This is a genomic window from Thioalkalivibrio sp. ALJ16, assembly GCF_000377345.1.
Classification (GTDB): domain Bacteria; phylum Pseudomonadota; class Gammaproteobacteria; order Ectothiorhodospirales; family Ectothiorhodospiraceae; genus Thioalkalivibrio.
Window position 1 is genome coordinate 93,408 of the sequence record NZ_KB898038.1, and the last position, 16,831, is coordinate 110,238.

Genomic DNA, 16,831 nt, shown 5'->3' on the forward strand with positions numbered 1-16,831 from the left:
CTAGCCGTCCCCTTGTTGACCGACAGGTTCCTGTTCGAGTTCAAAGGCATCGTGCAATGCACGCACGGCCAGTTCGAGATACTTCTCATCGACGACCACGGAGATCTTGATTTCCGAAGTGGAAATCATCCGGATGTTGATGGTTTCCCGCGACAGGGCCTCGAACATCTTGCTCGCAATTCCCGCGTGCGAGCGCATGCCGACACCCACCACCGAGATCTTCACGATGTGGGTATCCCCGGAAACCTCGCGCGCGCCCAGCTCGCGAGCCGCCGCCTGCAGGATCTCCAGCGCCTTGTCGTAGTCGTTGCGATGGACGGTGAACGTGAAGTCGGTGGAGTTATCCCCGCCGACGTTCTGCACGATCATGTCCACCTCGATATTGGCGTCCGCGATCGGGCCGAGGATGCGATGCGCGACCCCCGGTTGATCGGGGACGCCCTGAACCGTGAGTTGGGCCTCGTTCTGATTGAACGCGATGCCCGCAACCAGCGCCTGTTCCACCTGCGCATCCTCCTCCGTGGTAATCAGGGTTCCCGGGCCTTCCTCGAACGAGGACAGCACCCGCAACGGGACGTTGTACTTTCCGGCAAATTCCACCGCGCGGATCTGCAGCACCTTGGAGCCCAGGCTGGCCATCTCCAGCATCTCCTCGAAGGTGATGCTGTCAAGGCGCCGGGCACTGGGGACCAGCCGCGGATCGGTGGTGTATACACCGTCCACGTCCGTGTAGATCCGGCACTCGTCCGCCTTCAGCGCCGCGGCCAGTGCGACCGCCGTGGTATCCGAACCGCCGCGGCCCAGCGTGGTGATCGCGCCGTGCTCATCCACACCCTGGAACCCGGCCACCACCACGACACGGCCGGCCTCCAGATCGGCGCGCACGCGCACATCGTCGATGCTGCGAATGCGGGCCTTGTTATGCGCGCTGTCGGTCAGGATCGTGACCTGCGCGCCAGTGTAGGACCGGGCCGGGCAGCCATGCGCCGCCAGTGCCATCGACAGCAGGGCGATGGTCACCTGCTCGCCGGTGGACAGCAGCACGTCCAGCTCGCGGCCGTCCGCACGCGGGTTCAGCGCATGGGCAAGCCCCATCAGGCGATCGGTCTCGCCGCTCATTGCGGACACCACGATCACCAGCTGATGGCCTTCCTCGCGCAGCCGCAGCGCGCGTTCCGCCACCGCCTGGATGCGCTCGGGCGACCCGACCGAGGTCCCGCCAAATTTGAGTACCAGCAACGCCATTTGAAGATTCCGTTCTGCGCCCGGCCCTTGCGGCCGTTCGGACGAGGGAGTGCCCTGTCCATTAGCGTTTACTTAAAAGGTGACATTAGACAACAAATAATGCGCCGTTGCGAGGCCCGGCGCGGCCGCAGCGGCCGCTAACCAAAGCCTCAGCGTCCATCAGGCCCCGAGCACCAGGGCTGGGGCCCGGAGACCGGGCCGGCACGTCGCGCCTCGCGTTAACGAGCGGCCCGGTCCCGGGCGCGGTCAGGCGCGCTCGCGCACCCAGTCCGCGACCGAGGCCAGCGCGGCCTCCAGCTTGTCCGGGCTCTGGCCACCGGCCATCGCCATGTCCGGGCGGCCGCCGCCCTTGCCGTCGACCTGCGCGGCGACGTGACCGACCAGATCGCCGGCCTTGAACTGGCCGGTCTCGGCCTTGGTGACGCCGGCCACCAGGCTGACCTTGCCCTCGCCGGTCGCGGTTCCCAGGACCACGACCGCCTTGCCAAGTTTCTGCTTGAGCTGATCGACCATGTCGCGCAGGGCCTTGGGCTCCACGCCCTCGACCTTCGCGGCCAGCACCTGCACGCCGCCGACCTCCTGCGCCTGCGAGGCCAGATCGCTGCCGGCCTGGCTGGCCAGCTTGCCCTTGAGCTGGCTGACCTGCTTCTCCAGTTCGCGGTTGCGTTCCTGCAACTGGCCGACCTTGTCGGCAGCCTCGCCACGCCCGGCACGCAGACGATCGGCGATCGCGTCGAGATGGCTGATCTGCTGGTCGACCCAGTGCAGGGCGACCTCGCCGGCCACCGCCTCTATACGACGAATGCCAGCGGCGACACCGCCCTCGGAGGTGATACGGAACAAGCCGATGTCGCCGGTGCGGTGCACATGCGTGCCGCCGCACAGCTCCACGGAGGTGCCGATCTTCAGCACCCGCACCTGATCGCCGTACTTCTCGCCGAACAGCGCGACCGCACCGGACTCCATCGCCGACTCGATGTCCATTACGCGGGTGTCGGTGGCCTCGTTGGCCAGGATCTCGGCGTTCACCTGGGCCTCGATGGCACGCAGCTGCTCGTCGGTCAGTGGCTCCATGTGGGTGAAGTCGAAACGCAGGCGATCGGGGTCCACCAACGAGCCCTTCTGCTGCACGTGATCGCCCAACTGATCGCGCAGGGCCTTGTGCAGCAGGTGCGTCGCGGAATGGTGACGGCGGATATTCTCGCGGCGCGGGCCTTCGACCGCGGCCTGCAGACTCTGGCCGACCTCCAGCGTGCCGGCACGGACCTGGCCGACATGGATATGCGCCGCGCCCTGCTTGCGGGTGTCGGCGACCTGAAAGCGCACGCCGGAACCACTCAGCGTGCCGACATCGCCCACCTGGCCACCGGACTCACCGTAGAACGGCGTACGATCCAGCACTACCAGGCCCTCGGCGCCGACCTCGAGTCGCTCGACCGGCTCGCCGTTCTGGTACAGCGCGACCACGCGACCCTCGTCGTCGACGGTCTCGTAGCCGGAGAATTCGGTTTCCTGATCGACCTGCGGCAGGCCGCCGTCGTCCATGGAGAAGTGACTCGCGGCGCGGGCACGGGCACGCTGATCCCCCATCGCGGACTCGAAGCCCGCCATGTCCAGTTCCAGGCCGCGCTCGCGGGCGATGTCGCCGGTCAGGTCCACCGGGAAGCCGTAGGTGTCATACAGCAGGAAGATAGTCTCGCCCGGGATCACCTGGCCTTCGAGATCACGCAGGTCGTCCTCGAGGATCTTCATGCCCTTGTCGAGCGTCTCCAGGAACTTGCGCTCTTCCTTCTCCAGCACCTTCTCGACCTGCGCCTGCGCCTCGGCCAGCTCAGGGAAGGCCTCGCCCATCGCGTGCACCAGGTCGCCGACCATCTGATAGAGGAAGGCGTCCTGCGCGCCCACCTTGAAGCCATGGCGCGCGGCGCGACGGATGATGCGGCGCAGCACGTAGCCGCGGCCCTCGTTCGAGGGCAGCACGCCGTCGGTAATCAGGAAGGCGATGGAGCGGATGTGGTCGGCGATCACGCGCAGCGAGGCGGAGTCCTGTTCCTTCGCCCCGGTCACGCGCGCGGCGGCCGCGATCAGGTCCTGGAACAGGTCGATCTCGTAGTTGGAGTGCACACCCTGCAACACCGCGGCCAGGCGCTCCAGGCCCATGCCGGTATCCACCGAGGGGCGCGGCAGCGGGTTCAGCGTGCCGTCCGCGTCGCGGTCGTACTGCATGAACACGAGATTCCAGATCTCGATGTAGCGATCGCCGTCCTCGTCCGGGGAACCGGGCGGGCCGCCCTCGACCTCCGGGCCGTGGTCATAGAAGACCTCGGTGCAGGGACCGCAGGGGCCGGTGTCGCCCATCTGCCAGAAGTTGTCGGAACCGCCATCGGGGTCGTCGCCAATGCGGATGATACGCTCGGCCGGCACCCGGATCTCGTTCGCCCAGACGTTGTAGGCGTCGTCGTCGGTCTCGTAGACCGTGACCCACAGCTTCTCCGGCGGCAGGCCGATGGTCTCGGTCAGGAACTGCCAGGCGTAGTGGATCGCGTCGCGCTTGAAGTAGTCGCCGAAGCTGAAGTTGCCCAGCATCTCGAAGAACGTGTGGTGGCGCGCGGTATAGCCGACGTTCTCGAGGTCGTTGTGCTTGCCGCCCGCGCGCACGCAGCGCTGCGTGGACACCGCTCGGGTGTACGGACGCTTCTCGCGCCCGAGGAACACATCCTTGAACTGCACCATGCCCGCGTTGGTAAACAGCAACGTGGGATCATTGCCCGGTACCAGCGGGCTGGACGGCACGATCGTGTGCCCGTGGCCTTCAAAGAATTCGAGGAAACTCCGGCGAATGTCGGCGCTTTTCATGCGGTTCCGGTGAGCGTTGGGGTCAAACCCGGAATGCTATCACGCAAGCGCCCCAGCCGCGTATTGCCGGGCCCGCCTTCGGGCCATGTTGCCGGTGCTCGGGAAGTGCATTGTGGGAGCTGGCTTGCCCGCGAAAAACGCCAGCATAACCATCGGCGGGAGCATTCGCGGGCAAGCCCGCTCCCACATCAGTCCCTGGATGATACGTCTTTCCAGGCGGCAAGGGCCTGGTGGGCGACACCACCGGGAAAGCCCCTGCCGGCCAGGTGGCGGAGCATGCGGGCCTCGTCCTCGCGGGTCTCGGGGGGGTGGCGGAAGTGGCGTTCGAGCTGGCCGCGGGCCTGGTCGGTCCAGTTGGCCTCCAGGGCGTCGATGGCGGCATTGACGGTGTCGCTGCCGATGCCGTTGTGGGCGAGCTCGGCGCGGATGCGCTGCTCGCCGTAGCCCTGCTCGGTGCGGTGGCGGGCGATGAAGTCCGCGTAGCGGCTGTCGCTCAGGTAGTCGAGCTCGCGCGCACGCTCGAGCGCGGTATCGACCGCATCCCGCTCGAAGCCGCGCTCGGCCAGCTTGCGGGCCAGTTCCAGCGCGGAGTGTTCGCGCCGGACCAGCAACCGCAGGCCCGCCTCCAGCGCGGCCTCGGGATCGGCCGGGTCAGCCTTGCTCCTCGACCGGGGCATCGACCGGCTCGTCCTCCACCGCAGCCTTGTTGCGCTTCGGCAGCAAGCGTTCGCGCAGGGTCTTTTCGACTTCCTCGGCGATGTGCGGGTTGTCCTTCAGGTACTGGCGGGCGTTTTCCTTGCCCTGACCAATCCGCTCGCCGTTGTAGCTGTACCAGGCGCCGGCCTTGTCGATCAGGCCTTCCTTCACGCCCATCTCGATGATCTCGCCCACGCGCGAGATGCCCTCGCCGTAGAGGATCTCGAAGTAGGCCTCGCGGAACGGAGGCGCCATCTTGTTCTTGACGACCTTCACGCGGGTCTCGTTGCCGATCACCTCGTCGCCCTTCTTGATCGCGCCGATACGGCGGATGTCCATGCGCACGGAGGAGTAGAACTTGAGCGCGTTGCCACCGGTGGTGGTCTCGGGGCTGCCGAACATCACGCCGATCTTCATGCGGATCTGGTTGATGAAGATGACCAGGGTGTTGGAGCGCTTGATGTTGGCGGTCAGCTTGCGCAGCGCCTGCGACATCAGGCGCGCCTGCAGGCCAACGTGGGAGTCGCCCATCTCGCCCTCGATCTCCGCCTTGGGCGTCAGCGCGGCCACGGAGTCGACGATCACCACGTCCACCGCGCCGGAGCGCACCAGCATGTCGGCAATCTCCAGCGCCTGCTCGCCAGTATCCGGCTGCGAGACCAGCAGGTCATCGACGTTCACGCCCAGCTTCTCGGCGTAGGTCGGGTCCAGCGCGTGCTCGGCGTCGACGAACGCGGCGGTGCCGCCCAGCTTCTGTGCCTCGGCCACCACCTGCAGGGTCAGGGTCGTCTTGCCCGAGGACTCCGGCCCGTAGATCTCGACCACACGCCCGCGCGGCACGCCGCCAATCCCGAGCGCGATGTCCAGCGCCAGGGAGCCCGTGGACACGGCCGGCACATCCACCGCCTGCTGATCGCCCATGCGCATCACCGCGCCCTTGCCGAATTGGCGTTCGATCTGCCCCAGTGCGGCGGTCAGGGCCTTCTTGCGATTCTCGTCCACGGTATGTCTCCCGATACTTGCAGCGATGGTTTCCGATCCGTTGCGGGGCGGATACGGGGCCGCAGTATCCCACAGGGCGGGAAGCGACCCAACCCGGGTGCACGGCTCGAAGGGGATCACCGGGGTGCCATGCCCCGGGGCATGACTGACGCGTCAGGCCGCCTCGTGCGCTAGCAGTTCACTCAGGGCATGGAGCATCGCCTGCAGCCGCACATCGTGGCGTTCGCCCTCGAAATGGCGGGTCTCGATGCGCGCATCCTGCCCGCGCTCCTGCCAGCCGAAGCAGACCGTGCCGACCGGCTTGTCCGCGCTGCCACCACCGGGCCCGGCGATGCCGGTCACCGAGAGCGCCAGGTCGGCATCGCAGTGGGCAAGCCCGCCCTCGACCATTGCCCGCGCCACGGCCTCGCTGACCGCGCCATGCTGCTCGATCAGCTCGGCGGGGACCCCGACCATCCGCGTCTTGGCCGCATTGGAGTACGCGACCCAGCCGCACTCGAACCACTGCGAACTGCCGGGAACGTCCGTCATGGCCTGAGCGATGCCGCCGCCGGTACAGGACTCGACCGTGCACAGGCGCTCGCCGCGCCCCAGCAGCCGTTCGCCGAGGTCATAGACCAGGGCCGACAGGCCGGTCGTGTCCGCTGCGCGCCGGGCGGGCGCCAGGCTGTTTTCGGGTTCTGTCTTCATGCTGCGCTCACTCCTTCAGTCCCCTGCCTCGAACGCAACGGCGACCCTCCAGCGGCCCCCGCCGTCCGGCCCGAGCGCCTCACAGCGCACCACCCGCCCCTGACGCTCCAGCCCGTCGAGACGACCGTCCGGGCTGGGCACCGAGACATTCACATCCACGCCTTCGTCACACCCGCGCGATGCCACAAAGGCACAGCCCGTGGCCGACAGGTCCTCCAGCTGCACCGAAATGGATTCGCCACTCGAACGCCAGGTCACCCGGGCCTTGCCCGTCACCTGCATGCGCCGGTGGTTGCGCCGGTCCTCTTCCCCGATCATTGCCATCGCCTCCCTGATGCCCGCCGGTTGCGCAGCCCCGAGTGTGGCACAAGTTGCCGGCTCGCCCACACCTGCCGTCGCCGGCCCGGCATCCGTATACTGTGGCGCCCGCCCGGACCCCGAACAGCCCGCGAGCGTAATGCATGAGTACAGTCGAGCCCCTGTCCGCGCACACCCCGATGATGCAGCAGTACCTCGGCATCAAGGCCGAGCACCCGAAAACCCTGCTGCTCTACCGCATGGGGGACTTCTACGAGCTGTTCTACGAAGACGCCGAGCGTGCGGCCGGGCTGCTCGACATCACCCTGACCCGGCGCGGCGAATCGGCCGGCCAGCCGATCCCGATGGCCGGGATTCCCGTGCACACGCTGGAGAGCTACCTGGCCCGCCTGCTGAAGATGGGCGAGAGCGTGGCGATCTGCGAGCAGACCGGCGCGGTGGGTGCGCAGAAGGGCCCGGTCAAGCGCGAGGTCGTGCGCATCGTGACCCCGGGCACGGTTACCGAGGAGGCCCTGCTGGATGCCCGCCAGGTGAACCGCCTGGTCGCGGTCTGCCCGGCCGCCTCCGCCGCCGTAAAGGGCCGCAAGACCGGCTACGGCATCGCCAGCCTGGAGTTCGCCAGCGGCCAGTTCCGCGTGCTGGAGGTCGGCGACGAAACCGAACTCGCCGCGGAACTGGCACGGCTCGACCCGGTGGAGCTGCTGATGCCGGACCAGGCGGGCGCGATCGCGGGCACCGAACCCTTCGACCCCCAGCGCCACGCCGACTGGCATTTCGACGCCGTATCCGCCCATCGCCTGCTGATCACCCATTTCGGCACCCGCGACCTGTCCGGCTTTGGCTGCGAGGGACTGGACCTGGGCATCGCCGCCGCCGGCGCCCTGCTCGCCTACGTGCAGAACCGCCATCGCGGTGACCTCGCCCACATCACCAGCCTGGCGCACGAACAGCGCAGCCAAATGCTGATACTGGACCCGGCCACCCGCCGCAATCTGGAACTCACGCGCACCCTGACGGGCGAACGCCGCGGCTCCCTGCTCGCCCTGCTGGACACGACCCAGTCCGCGATGGGCGCCCGCCGCCTGATGCAGTGGCTGCACCAGCCACTGCGCGAGCGCGCGATCATCCGCGAGCGCCAGACCGCCATCACCGCCCTGCTGGAACGGGAGGCCGTCACCCCGATCCGCGACGCCCTGGCCGGCAGCGCCGACAGCGAGCGCATCCTCTCGCGCATCGTGCTGGGCAGCGCGCGACCGCGCGACCTGACCGCCCTGCTCGCCAGCCTGGAACGCCTGCCGGCCCTGCACGCGGCCCTGGCGCCGCTGGCCGATGCCGCCGAGCGCCTGTCCGCGCTGCATGCCGCGCTGGCGCCGGAGGATGAGCTGACCGCCCGCCTCGGCGCAGCGCTGGTGGAGGAGCCCCCGCTGCGCGTGACCGACGGTGGCATGATCCGCGCCGGCTACGACCCCGAGCTGGATCGCCTGCGCGCGCTGGAAAGCGACGCCGACACCTTCCTGCGCGAGATCGAGGCGCGCGAGCGCGAGGCCACCGGCATCCCCACGCTGAAGGTCGCCTACAACCGCGTGCATGGCTACTACATCGAGGTCTCGCGCAGCCGCTCGGGCGAGCTCCCCGGCCGCTTCATGCGCCGGCAGACGCTGAAGAACGCCGAGCGCTACACCACCGAGGAACTCAAGCGCTTCGAGGACGAGATCCTCTCCGCCCGCGAGCAGGCCATGCTCCGCGAGCGCGCGCTGTTCGACGCCCTGATCGCCGACCTCCAGGCCTGCGCCCCGCGCCTGCGCACGATCGCGGACGCCGTGGCCGAACTGGACGTGCTCGCCTGCCTGGCCGAGCGCGCGGCCCGCCTCGACTGGCACTGCCCAGAACTGGTCGCCGAACCCGGCATCCAGATCGAGCAGGGCCGGCACCCCGTCGTGGAGGCCGGCCTGGACGCGCCCTTCGTCGCCAACGACACCGAACTGGACCCGGAGGCACGCCGCCTGCTGGTGATCACCGGCCCCAATATGGGCGGCAAGTCCACCTACATGCGCCAGACAGCGCTGATCGTGCTGCTCGCCTGCATGGGCAGCTTCGTACCGGCCGCGCGTGCGCAGATCGGCCCCGTGGACCGCATCTTTACCCGCATCGGCGCCTCCGATGACCTGACCTCCGGACGCTCGACCTTCATGGTGGAGATGACCGAGGCCGCGAACATCCTGCACAACGCCGGCCCGGAGAGCCTGGTGCTGATGGACGAGATCGGCCGCGGGACCAGCACCTTCGACGGGCTGGCGCTCGCCCTGGCCTGCGCCGAGCGCCTGACGCGCCACAACCGCGCGCTGACCCTGTTCGCCACGCATTACTTCGAGCTGACCGCGCTGGCCGAGCGCGAAGCAGCCGTGGCCAACGTGCACACGGACGCCATGGAGTACGAACACAGCATCGTATTCCTGCACCAGGTCCGCGAAGGCCCGGCGAACCAGAGTTACGGGTTGCAGGTGGCGCAACTGGCCGGCGTGCCAGCCGACGTGCTGAAGCTCGCCCGCACCCACTTGCGCGAGCTGGAGGACCGCGCCGCCGCGACGGATTCGCCGCAGCTGGGGCTGTTCTCCCCCGCGCCCGCTCCGGCGGTCGCCGCCGCGGCGGAGGCGGAACCGGAACCCGCCCCGGAGGGGCATGCGCTGAAGGCCCTGTTCGACACCCTCGACCCGGACGAGATGTCCCCGCGCGAGGCGCTGGACGCGCTCTACCGCATGAAGGCGGCATTGCGCGGCACGGATTCCTGATCACGGGACTGCGAACGCCGCAAGGACGCCCCTTCGCCAGAGATCCGGCAGACGCCAGCGGCCGCCGGCAAACCAGCGAATGTGGCCAGCGTTCGCCCGGGATTCCCGACCCTAGGCGACGAGGCGTTACAATGCCGCAGGATCGAATGGACGGGCCCGGAGACCGGCCCCGCCAGGCCCGCGACCGGCCGCAGGAAAAAGCGGCTTACCGACTGAATTCAAAGGGAGAAAAGCATGGCTTTCATCGTTCTCGAGAACTGCATCAAGTGCAAGTACACCGATTGCGTCGAGGTCTGCCCGGTCGACTGCTTCCATGAGGGCCCGAACTTCCTGGTGATCGATCCCGACGAGTGCATCGACTGCACCCTGTGCGAGCCGGAATGCCCGGCCGAGGCCATCGTCCCGGAAGACGACGTCCCCGAAGATCAGCTCCAGTTTATCGAGCTCAACGCCGAGCTCTCCCGCACCTGGCCGGTCATCACCGCGCGCAAGGACCCGCTGGCCGATGCGGAAGAATGGGACGGTGTGGAAGGCAAGCTCCAGCACCTGGAACGCTGACCCGGAAATCGTCGGCTGCACGCCCTCGCGCGTGCGGCCGTCCTGGCCACCCGCAACCGCCCACCCGGGCTCAGGCCCGCTCGTCGTCGATCCGGAAGCGCTCCATCCCCGCGCCCAGCTCCTGGCTCAGGCGCTGCAGCTGATCCGCCACCTCGCGGCTGGCGGCCGCATCCTCGGCCACCGCACGGGCCACCTCCGACACGTGCTCCACATTCTCCGCGGTTTCGCCCGTCACACGGGTCTGTTCCTCGGCGGCCAGGGCAATCTGGTCGTTCATCTGCCGGATATGGGTCACGGCGTCAGCGATGGTCTGCAGGGCATGCGTGGCCTGGCGTACTTGATCCACCCCGGCCGCCGCCTGCTCGCCGGCCTCGCGGCTCGCCACCTCCGCGCGCCTCGCGCCTTCCTGCAGGCGTTCGACGATGCCCCGGATCTCCTCGGTGGACTCACCGGTCTGCGAGGCCAGCCGGCGCACCTCGTCGGCCACCACCGCAAAGCCACGACCCTGCTCGCCGGCCCGTGCGGCCTCGATCGCGGCATTCAGGGCCAGCAGGTTGGTCTTCTCGGCGACCGACTGGATAACCTCGAGCACGCCGCCCACCGTCTCCGCCTGGGCCACCAGGTCGCGCACGCCCGCGCCTGAGGTTTCCACCTGCTGCGCCAGGGACTCGATCATGGCGACCGTATCCTTCAGTTCCGCCTGTGCACTACGCCCCTGTTCGTCCGCGCTGCCGGTGGCCGCCGCGGCATCGCGGGCATGGCCCGAGACCTCGCGCGCGCTGGCCTCCATCTCGGTGACCGCCGAGGCGATCTGATCGGTATCCGACTGCTGGCCACGCGCCGCCTGTTCACTGCGGTTGACCGTCGCCCCCAGCCGCGCCGACATCTCATCCAGCGCCGAGGCGGTCGCACGGGTCTCCTGCACCGCACGCCGCACCGCGCCGAGGTAATCGCCCAGTTGCCGGGCGATGGCGCTACGCCCCTGCGCCGCATCCAGGCTCAGGTTCACGACACCATCCCGGACCTGGAGCTGACCGGTGATGGCATGCAGTTCCTCGGCTTCTTGGCCCTCGCGATGCAGCAGCCGGGCCATGTACACCAGCAAGCCGGTCTGGAACACCACGAACGCCGCGTGCAGCATCACCAGCCCCAGCCCGTGTGCGTGGCCCGCGTGCGGCGGGAAGACGTAAACCCCCACCCCGGCCTCCTGCAGGTAATGAAACGACAGGTGATGGACCGCGATCACGGCCGCGGCAAATACCAATACGCGCCAGTCGCGGTAGTAGAGCAGGAAGGCCAGCAGGACGAAGATCGCAAAGTGCATCTCGATCATGCCCTGCCCCTGATGGATCAGCAGCGCCGAGAAGCCCATCAGCAGCCCGCCAATCACCAGACGCGTCAGCAGGCAGCCGGGACAGAACCCGACCAAGAGCGCGGCCGCCAGAAACCCGGGCACCCCAAAGGCCAGTGCGAAAACCAGCGTCCCGTGCCAGCCAGAAATCCCCAGGGAAAGGAGCAGCAGAAAGCCGAGCACGGCCACCATGATGCGGTCCCCCTGACGGTACAGGCGGTCAAGGGTGAATCCTTCAGAGGCCATGCCATTCTCCGGTTGACGGGCTTATGTGACAGAACAGATCCCCAATCCACCGCCCGGGTTCCCCGTTTTCGGGGCAGGCGGCGAACGCACCCATATCGGGCAGTGCGTATATGTCCGTTAACGGCCGGCTGGAGACAGATTCAAGCGCCTTTTTCCGGAAACAGGTGGCGCGGCACCCACCACAGGAACAGGACCATGCCGATCAGCTCCACCAGCGACTGAAACACCACGACCACCACCGCCAGCTCGAAACCCGCCGGCAGGGCCAGCGCCAGCGGGAGCACCACAAAAGAGTTGCGTGAGCCCAGACTGAACGCCAGCACACGCCCCTCCGACGAGTCCAGCCGGAAGAACCGAGCCAGGCCTCGGGCCAGCACCCCGGCTGCGAGCAGGAAGCCCGCGAACACAACCAGCAACACCGGCAGTAGGCCTGCCCCTTCCAGCACGGTGCTTGCCTGCGACAGCGCGACCAGCCACACCACCACCGCCAGCAGCGGCACCGGCAGCCAGGCCAGCCCGTCGATCACGCGCCCCCGGCCACCATCGCCCTCCGCCCAGCGCTGGGTTGCGTAGGCCGCGAGTAACGGGAGCACGATCACCCCGGAAAAGGCCAGCAGCAGGTCACCGCTGCCCAGTGCTCGGGTGAACTCGCCACCGAAGATCAGCCACAGATAGGCCGGCAGCAACAGCATCTGCAGCAGCAGCGACACCGGCGCAAAGGCGATCGCCTTGCGGGTATCGCCACCACCGAGATGGGTAAAGGTGATGAACCAGTCGGTACAGGGGACCAGCAGGACCAGGGCAATCCCGAGCAGCACCACCGGCGGCAGCGGGAGCAGCCAGACCAGCAGCGCCACCAGCAGCGGGATCAGCACGAAATTGCCAACCACGGCCGCCAGCAGCAGCCGCGGCTCGCGCAGCGCCGCACCAAGCTGGTTCAGCGGTGTCTGCGTGAACGTGGCATACAGCAGCACCGCCAGCAGTGGCCACAGGGCCGGCTCCAGTGCCGTCCCGATCTCCGGTGCCGCCCGGCCCACCCAGAGCCCCAGGCCGATCGCCCCCAGGTAAATCAGGACCTGGTGCTGCTCCAGGCGCTCCCGCCTCATGGACCCGATTCCGGCCGCGACGCGGCGCCGAACCCCTGCGGCCGGTCTACCAGAGCCAGGTTTCGGGCTGCTCGATGGCGCGGTCGTCGTTGTTGGCCAGCAGGCCCTTGATGCAGCGCACCAGCAGCCAGACGACCAGGAACAGCAGGATCAGGAAGCCGATCATGATCGGGGCGGTCAGCATCCCGACCACCGCGAACAGCAGCCCGATCCAGAACGTCCGAATCTGGTAGGTGAAGTGGGAATCGCTGACGGCATCGCCCTCGCCCCGCTTGATGTAGGCAATGATCAGGCCGGCGATGGCCGTGATGGCGGTCAGGAAGCTGACCAGATAGAGCACGTACACCACGGTGACCATGGTGCTTTCCTTGCGTGGGCCCGGGCGCGGCTCGCTGACCTCGCTGGGGATGACTTCCGGTCGGGACTGTTCGGACACCTTGCACCTCCTGATTGCGCGGATCGTACCGTCCGATCGAGACTACCAGACTGACTCCCGATCGGCTCGTGCCGCCAGGGTAAACACCGAACCGTACTACCCAAGCACGATCATCACGATACCGGCCAGCGCGAACCCGAAACCCGCGATCTGCACCCGCGACATGCGCTCGGCCTGGAAGATGCGCGCCATGATGGCGGTCGGCGCCGGTGACAGCGCCCCGGCGACCGCGATGATGGACAGCAGCCCCATCCGCACCGCCACCACGAAGGCCAGCGTGGCCGCCGCCTGAAACAGGCCGGCCAGCGCCAGCAGCACAAAGGTGGAACGGTGCATGCCGGTCGCCGGCCGCAGCACCAGCATCACCAGAGCCAGGGTGAGCGCGCCGACGGCGGAGGTCGCCACCACGGGCCAGATCGGGGGGCCTTCGCTGGCCTGATCGAGGAACACGAACACCAGCCCGAAACAGACCCCGGCGATGACCGCATCCAGCAGCCCCTTGACCGGGTGTGCACCGCGCGCCAGCGCGACCAGACCGCGCACCGGCTGATCCAGACGCCGCGGGCTGGCCTTGCGCGCCCCGCCCGAGATCATCCCGATCGCGACCACAATTGCGGCCACGCCGGCCAGGGCCAGCAGGCCCGGGCGCTCGCCCAGGGCAAGCCCCGCGATCAGCGGCACCAGGGCGGAGATCACGCCGGTAATCGCTGCGACCAGGCCCATGGAGCCCTCGGCCAGGCCGCGGTAGTAGGCAAGCAGGCCGAGTGCCAGGCCGAGACCCGAGGCCCCGCCCCAGATCAGGGCCTGCGGGCCCGGCAGACCCGCGAGCGGCAGGGCGATCAGCAGCAGGACGAAGGTGGCCAGGATCTGCGAATAGCAGGCCACCACCAGTGCCGGGATGCGCCGCGAGGCCAGCCCGCCGAGGAAGTCCCCGGCCCCGAAGCCCAGGGCCGTCAGCAGGCCGAGGAAGAAGGCCATGTCAGGCCCCCGCGCGAGTCGCGGGCCGTATCAAGCGCGGCCCCTACTCGGCGGCGTCCGCGAGCAGGTCCTTCAGGGCCTCTTCGCTGCCGGCGTGGCCGACACCCGTCACTACGCCGTTTTCATCCAGCAGCACCACGGTCACCTGTTCGCGCTGGTGCGGCAGGAAGCCGGCATCGGCCTCGCTGGAGGTGATGACGATGGAATAGTCCCGGGCCTGCATGCGCGGCAGGACCACGTTCTGCATCGGCTGCGCCGGCATCTCGTGGATATCGGCAATGTAAATGATGCCCAGCGCGTCACGCTCCTCGGCACTCATCGCGCCGAGCACCGCGTTGGCGACGCCGGACGGTGCGGCCTCGACGGTCTTCAGTATCACGCGCGCGTTGCCCGGCAGCTCCACGGGGTTGCCGTGCTGGTCGTTCAGCGTGCGCTCGGGAAACGGCTGGCCCTCGGCGAATTCGGGCTCGGGACCGCCCCCGGACATGCAGCCGGCGACAAGTCCGGCCGCAAGCAGCATCAGGGCGGGCAGAAAGGATCGGGCGACGAGCGGCATGGCGGTTCTCCTGCAGATCGGGATCGGGAAACGGGCATGCGCATCCATGCGGAGAGCCGGCCTCCCGGGGATGCGCTCGATAGCGGCGCCGATGGTAACGCATCGAAGGCGTCAGTAGACTGCAGCTCCCTTCATCGATAACCGCGTACATGCTGCAATCGCTGATCAAACTGCTGCGACCGCACCAGTACATCAAGAACGGGTTCGTGTTCCTGGGCGTGGTGTTCGCGCACGAATGGGGCGAGGCGGACACGGTGCTGGCCGCAAGCCTCACCTTTCTTGCGTTCAGTGCGATGGCCAGCGCGGTCTACGTACTCAACGACATCGTCGACGTGGAGGCCGACCGCCGCCACCCGACCAAGTGTCGGCGCCCCATCGCCAGTGGCGCGATCGCGGTCCCCACCGCCTGGGTGATCTTCGCGGTCGCGGTGGTGTTGGCACTGGCCCTGGCGGCGCTGGTCAGCACCTGGGTGATCGCGCTGATCACGATCTACCTGGTCCTGAACGTGGCCTACTCCTGGTCGCTCAAGCACATCGTGATCCTCGATGTCTTCAGCATTGCGGCCGGATTCATGCTGCGCATCCTGGCCGGCACCCTGGGGCTCGGCATCGAGCCCTCGCAGTGGCTGCTGCTGTGCGGCCTGATGCTGACCCTGTTCCTCGGGTTCGCCAAGCGCCGCGCGGAACTGGCCGACGTCCGCATCGAGCGCGGCGAGACCGGCGAAGGCGCGCGCCGCGTGCTCGACGACTACAGCGTCAGCCTGCTGGATCAGTTCATCGCCATCAGCGCCGCCTGCACTGTGCTCGCCTACGGCCTGTACACCGTCAGCGCCGAGACCATCGCGCTGCACGGCACGGATGGGCTGATCTACACCCTGCCGTTCGTGATCTACGGCATCTTCCGCTACCTGTTCCTGCTGCACGCCCGCGGCGGCGGCAACGACACCTCGCGCGACCTGGTGACCGACCCTCACCTGCTGGCCACGGTAGCGGTGTGGCTGGGGGTCACCATCGCCGTGCTCGCATGAGCGGCGTCCTGCTGTCGGGCTGGCGCCTGCGCGCGGTCATGGCCTCGGTCGTGGTCGCGGTGGCGCTGTATCTGGGTATCACCCTGTGGGCCGGCGCCGACGAGGTCTGGCGCGCCCTGCAGCTGGTCGGTATCGGCGGGTTGCTGCTCGCCCTGTCACTCTCGCTGGTGAACTACACGCTGCGCTTTACCCGCTGGCAGCTGTACCTGCGCACGCTGCAGCACCGTGTGCCGGCAATGGCCAGTCTGCACATCTACCTGGCCGGCTTCGCCCTGACCACGACACCGGGAAAGGCCGGCGAGGCCCTGCGCGGGGTCCTGCTCAAGCGCCGCGGCCTCCCCTACCCGGACAGCTTCGCCGCGTTCGTCTCTGAGCGCCTGTCCGACCTGATCGCCGTCGTGCTGCTGTCGATGCTGGGGCTGACCCTGGTCACCCAGGGCACCTGGCTGATCGCGGCCGGTGCCGCCAGCGTACTGGCGGCACTGATGGTGCTCTCCTGGCGCCGCCCGCTGGCCTGGCTGCAGGGCATCAGCGACCGTCCGGGGCGACGGCTGTGGCGCAGCCTGCATCACCTGGCCACGGTCCTGCTGCAGGCCCGGCGCTGCCATCGGCCGGGCCTGCTGGCGGGCGCCACCGGCCTCAGCGTGGTGGCCTGGAGTGCCGAGGCCCTGGCCTTCTGGTGGATTCTCAATGCCATGGGATTCGAGGTTGGCTTTGCCTTCGCCGCCTTCGTGTTCGCCCTGGCCATGCTGGCCGGCGCGCTGAGCTTCCTGCCGGGCGGGCTGGGCGGAACCGAGGCGGTAATGGTCGGGCTGCTGCTCCTGCACGACATGCCGGCCGCCGATGCCGTCGCGGCGACCATGCTGATCCGCTTCACCACCCTCTGGTTCGCGGTGATCCTGGGGCTGATCGCCCTATCCACCAACCCCGAGGCGCGCGGCCGCGAACACCCGGAAAAGCGCCATGCCTAGAAGCG

Annotated in this window: 15 protein-coding genes; 4 read left to right on the plus strand and 11 right to left on the minus strand. The window is 68.4% G+C overall.

Annotated features, from left to right (window positions below; genetic code table 11):
- The 6 genes from D000_RS0102510 to D000_RS0102540 all read right to left on the minus strand — a co-directional run bounded on the left by D000_RS0102510 (position 1) and on the right by D000_RS0102540 (position 6,807).
- The gene (locus tag D000_RS0102510) at positions 1-1,245 is read right to left on the minus strand and encodes an aspartate kinase (protein ID WP_018871981.1); all 1,245 of its coding nucleotides are present in this window, start codon (positions 1,243-1,245) and stop codon (positions 1-3) included.
- A 246-nt stretch (positions 1,246-1,491) separates the two neighbouring features.
- Positions 1,492-4,101: an alanine--tRNA ligase gene (gene alaS / locus D000_RS0102515; RefSeq protein WP_018871982.1), complete on the minus strand. Its 2,610-nt coding sequence runs from the start codon at positions 4,099-4,101 to the stop codon at positions 1,492-1,494.
- Between the two features lie 188 nt (positions 4,102-4,289).
- The gene (locus D000_RS0102525) at positions 4,290-4,778 is read right to left on the minus strand and encodes a regulatory protein RecX (protein WP_018871984.1); all 489 of its coding nucleotides are present in this window, start codon (positions 4,776-4,778) and stop codon (positions 4,290-4,292) included.
- Complete coding sequence (recA, locus tag D000_RS0102530; protein WP_018138517.1) at positions 4,753-5,799, minus strand: recombinase RecA; 1,047 nt, start codon at positions 5,797-5,799, stop codon at positions 4,753-4,755. The genes D000_RS0102525 and recA overlap by 26 nt, the downstream gene beginning before the upstream one ends.
- 153 nt (positions 5,800-5,952) lie before the next feature.
- Positions 5,953-6,489: a CinA family protein gene (locus tag D000_RS0102535; protein ID WP_018871985.1), complete on the minus strand. Its 537-nt coding sequence runs from the start codon at positions 6,487-6,489 to the stop codon at positions 5,953-5,955.
- Between the two features lie 15 nt (positions 6,490-6,504).
- Entirely contained in the window at positions 6,505-6,807 is a 303-nt protein-coding gene (locus D000_RS0102540) for a PilZ domain-containing protein (protein ID WP_018871986.1), read from the minus strand.
- 143 nt (positions 6,808-6,950) lie between these two features.
- Here D000_RS0102540 and mutS point away from each other — a divergent pair, with 143 nt between their 5' ends.
- The gene (gene mutS / locus D000_RS0102545; RefSeq protein ID WP_026279711.1) at positions 6,951-9,596 is read left to right on the plus strand and encodes a DNA mismatch repair protein MutS; all 2,646 of its coding nucleotides are present in this window, start codon (positions 6,951-6,953) and stop codon (positions 9,594-9,596) included.
- Between the two features lie 234 nt (positions 9,597-9,830).
- Positions 9,831-10,154, plus strand: a complete 324-nt coding sequence (gene fdxA / locus D000_RS0102550; RefSeq protein WP_018871988.1) for a ferredoxin FdxA — start codon at positions 9,831-9,833, stop codon at positions 10,152-10,154.
- A gap of 70 nt (positions 10,155-10,224) precedes the next feature.
- On the opposite strand, the gene D000_RS0102555 is transcribed toward fdxA, so the two are convergent.
- The 5 genes from D000_RS0102555 to D000_RS0102575 form a co-directional block, all read right to left on the minus strand.
- On the minus strand, positions 10,225-11,751 hold the full coding sequence (locus D000_RS0102555; RefSeq protein ID WP_018871989.1) for a methyl-accepting chemotaxis protein: 1,527 nt from the start codon (positions 11,749-11,751) through the stop codon (positions 10,225-10,227).
- Between the two features lie 140 nt (positions 11,752-11,891).
- Complete coding sequence (locus D000_RS0102560; RefSeq protein ID WP_018871990.1) at positions 11,892-12,857, minus strand: arsenic resistance protein; 966 nt, start codon at positions 12,855-12,857, stop codon at positions 11,892-11,894.
- A gap of 46 nt (positions 12,858-12,903) precedes the next feature.
- Positions 12,904-13,293 carry a membrane protein gene (locus D000_RS0102565; RefSeq protein ID WP_018871991.1) on the minus strand — a complete coding sequence of 130 codons (390 nt, stop codon included), beginning with the start codon at positions 13,291-13,293 and terminating at the stop codon, positions 12,904-12,906.
- Between the two features lie 96 nt (positions 13,294-13,389).
- A complete protein-coding gene (locus D000_RS0102570; protein ID WP_018871992.1) occupies positions 13,390-14,271 on the minus strand; it encodes a DMT family transporter in 882 nt (293 codons plus the stop codon).
- A gap of 43 nt (positions 14,272-14,314) precedes the next feature.
- Complete coding sequence (locus D000_RS0102575) at positions 14,315-14,827, minus strand: hypothetical protein (RefSeq protein WP_018871993.1); 513 nt, start codon at positions 14,825-14,827, stop codon at positions 14,315-14,317.
- Between the two features lie 149 nt (positions 14,828-14,976).
- On the opposite strand from D000_RS0102575, the gene D000_RS0102580 reads away from it, so the two are divergent.
- Both D000_RS0102580 and D000_RS0102585 read left to right on the plus strand, forming a co-directional pair.
- Positions 14,977-15,855, plus strand: coding sequence for a decaprenyl-phosphate phosphoribosyltransferase (locus tag D000_RS0102580; RefSeq protein ID WP_018871994.1), 879 nt, complete (start codon positions 14,977-14,979; stop codon positions 15,853-15,855).
- Entirely contained in the window at positions 15,852-16,826 is a 975-nt protein-coding gene (locus D000_RS0102585) for a lysylphosphatidylglycerol synthase transmembrane domain-containing protein (RefSeq protein WP_018871995.1), read from the plus strand. The genes D000_RS0102580 and D000_RS0102585 overlap by 4 nt, the downstream gene beginning before the upstream one ends.
- Positions 16,827-16,831 lie beyond the last annotated feature (5 nt).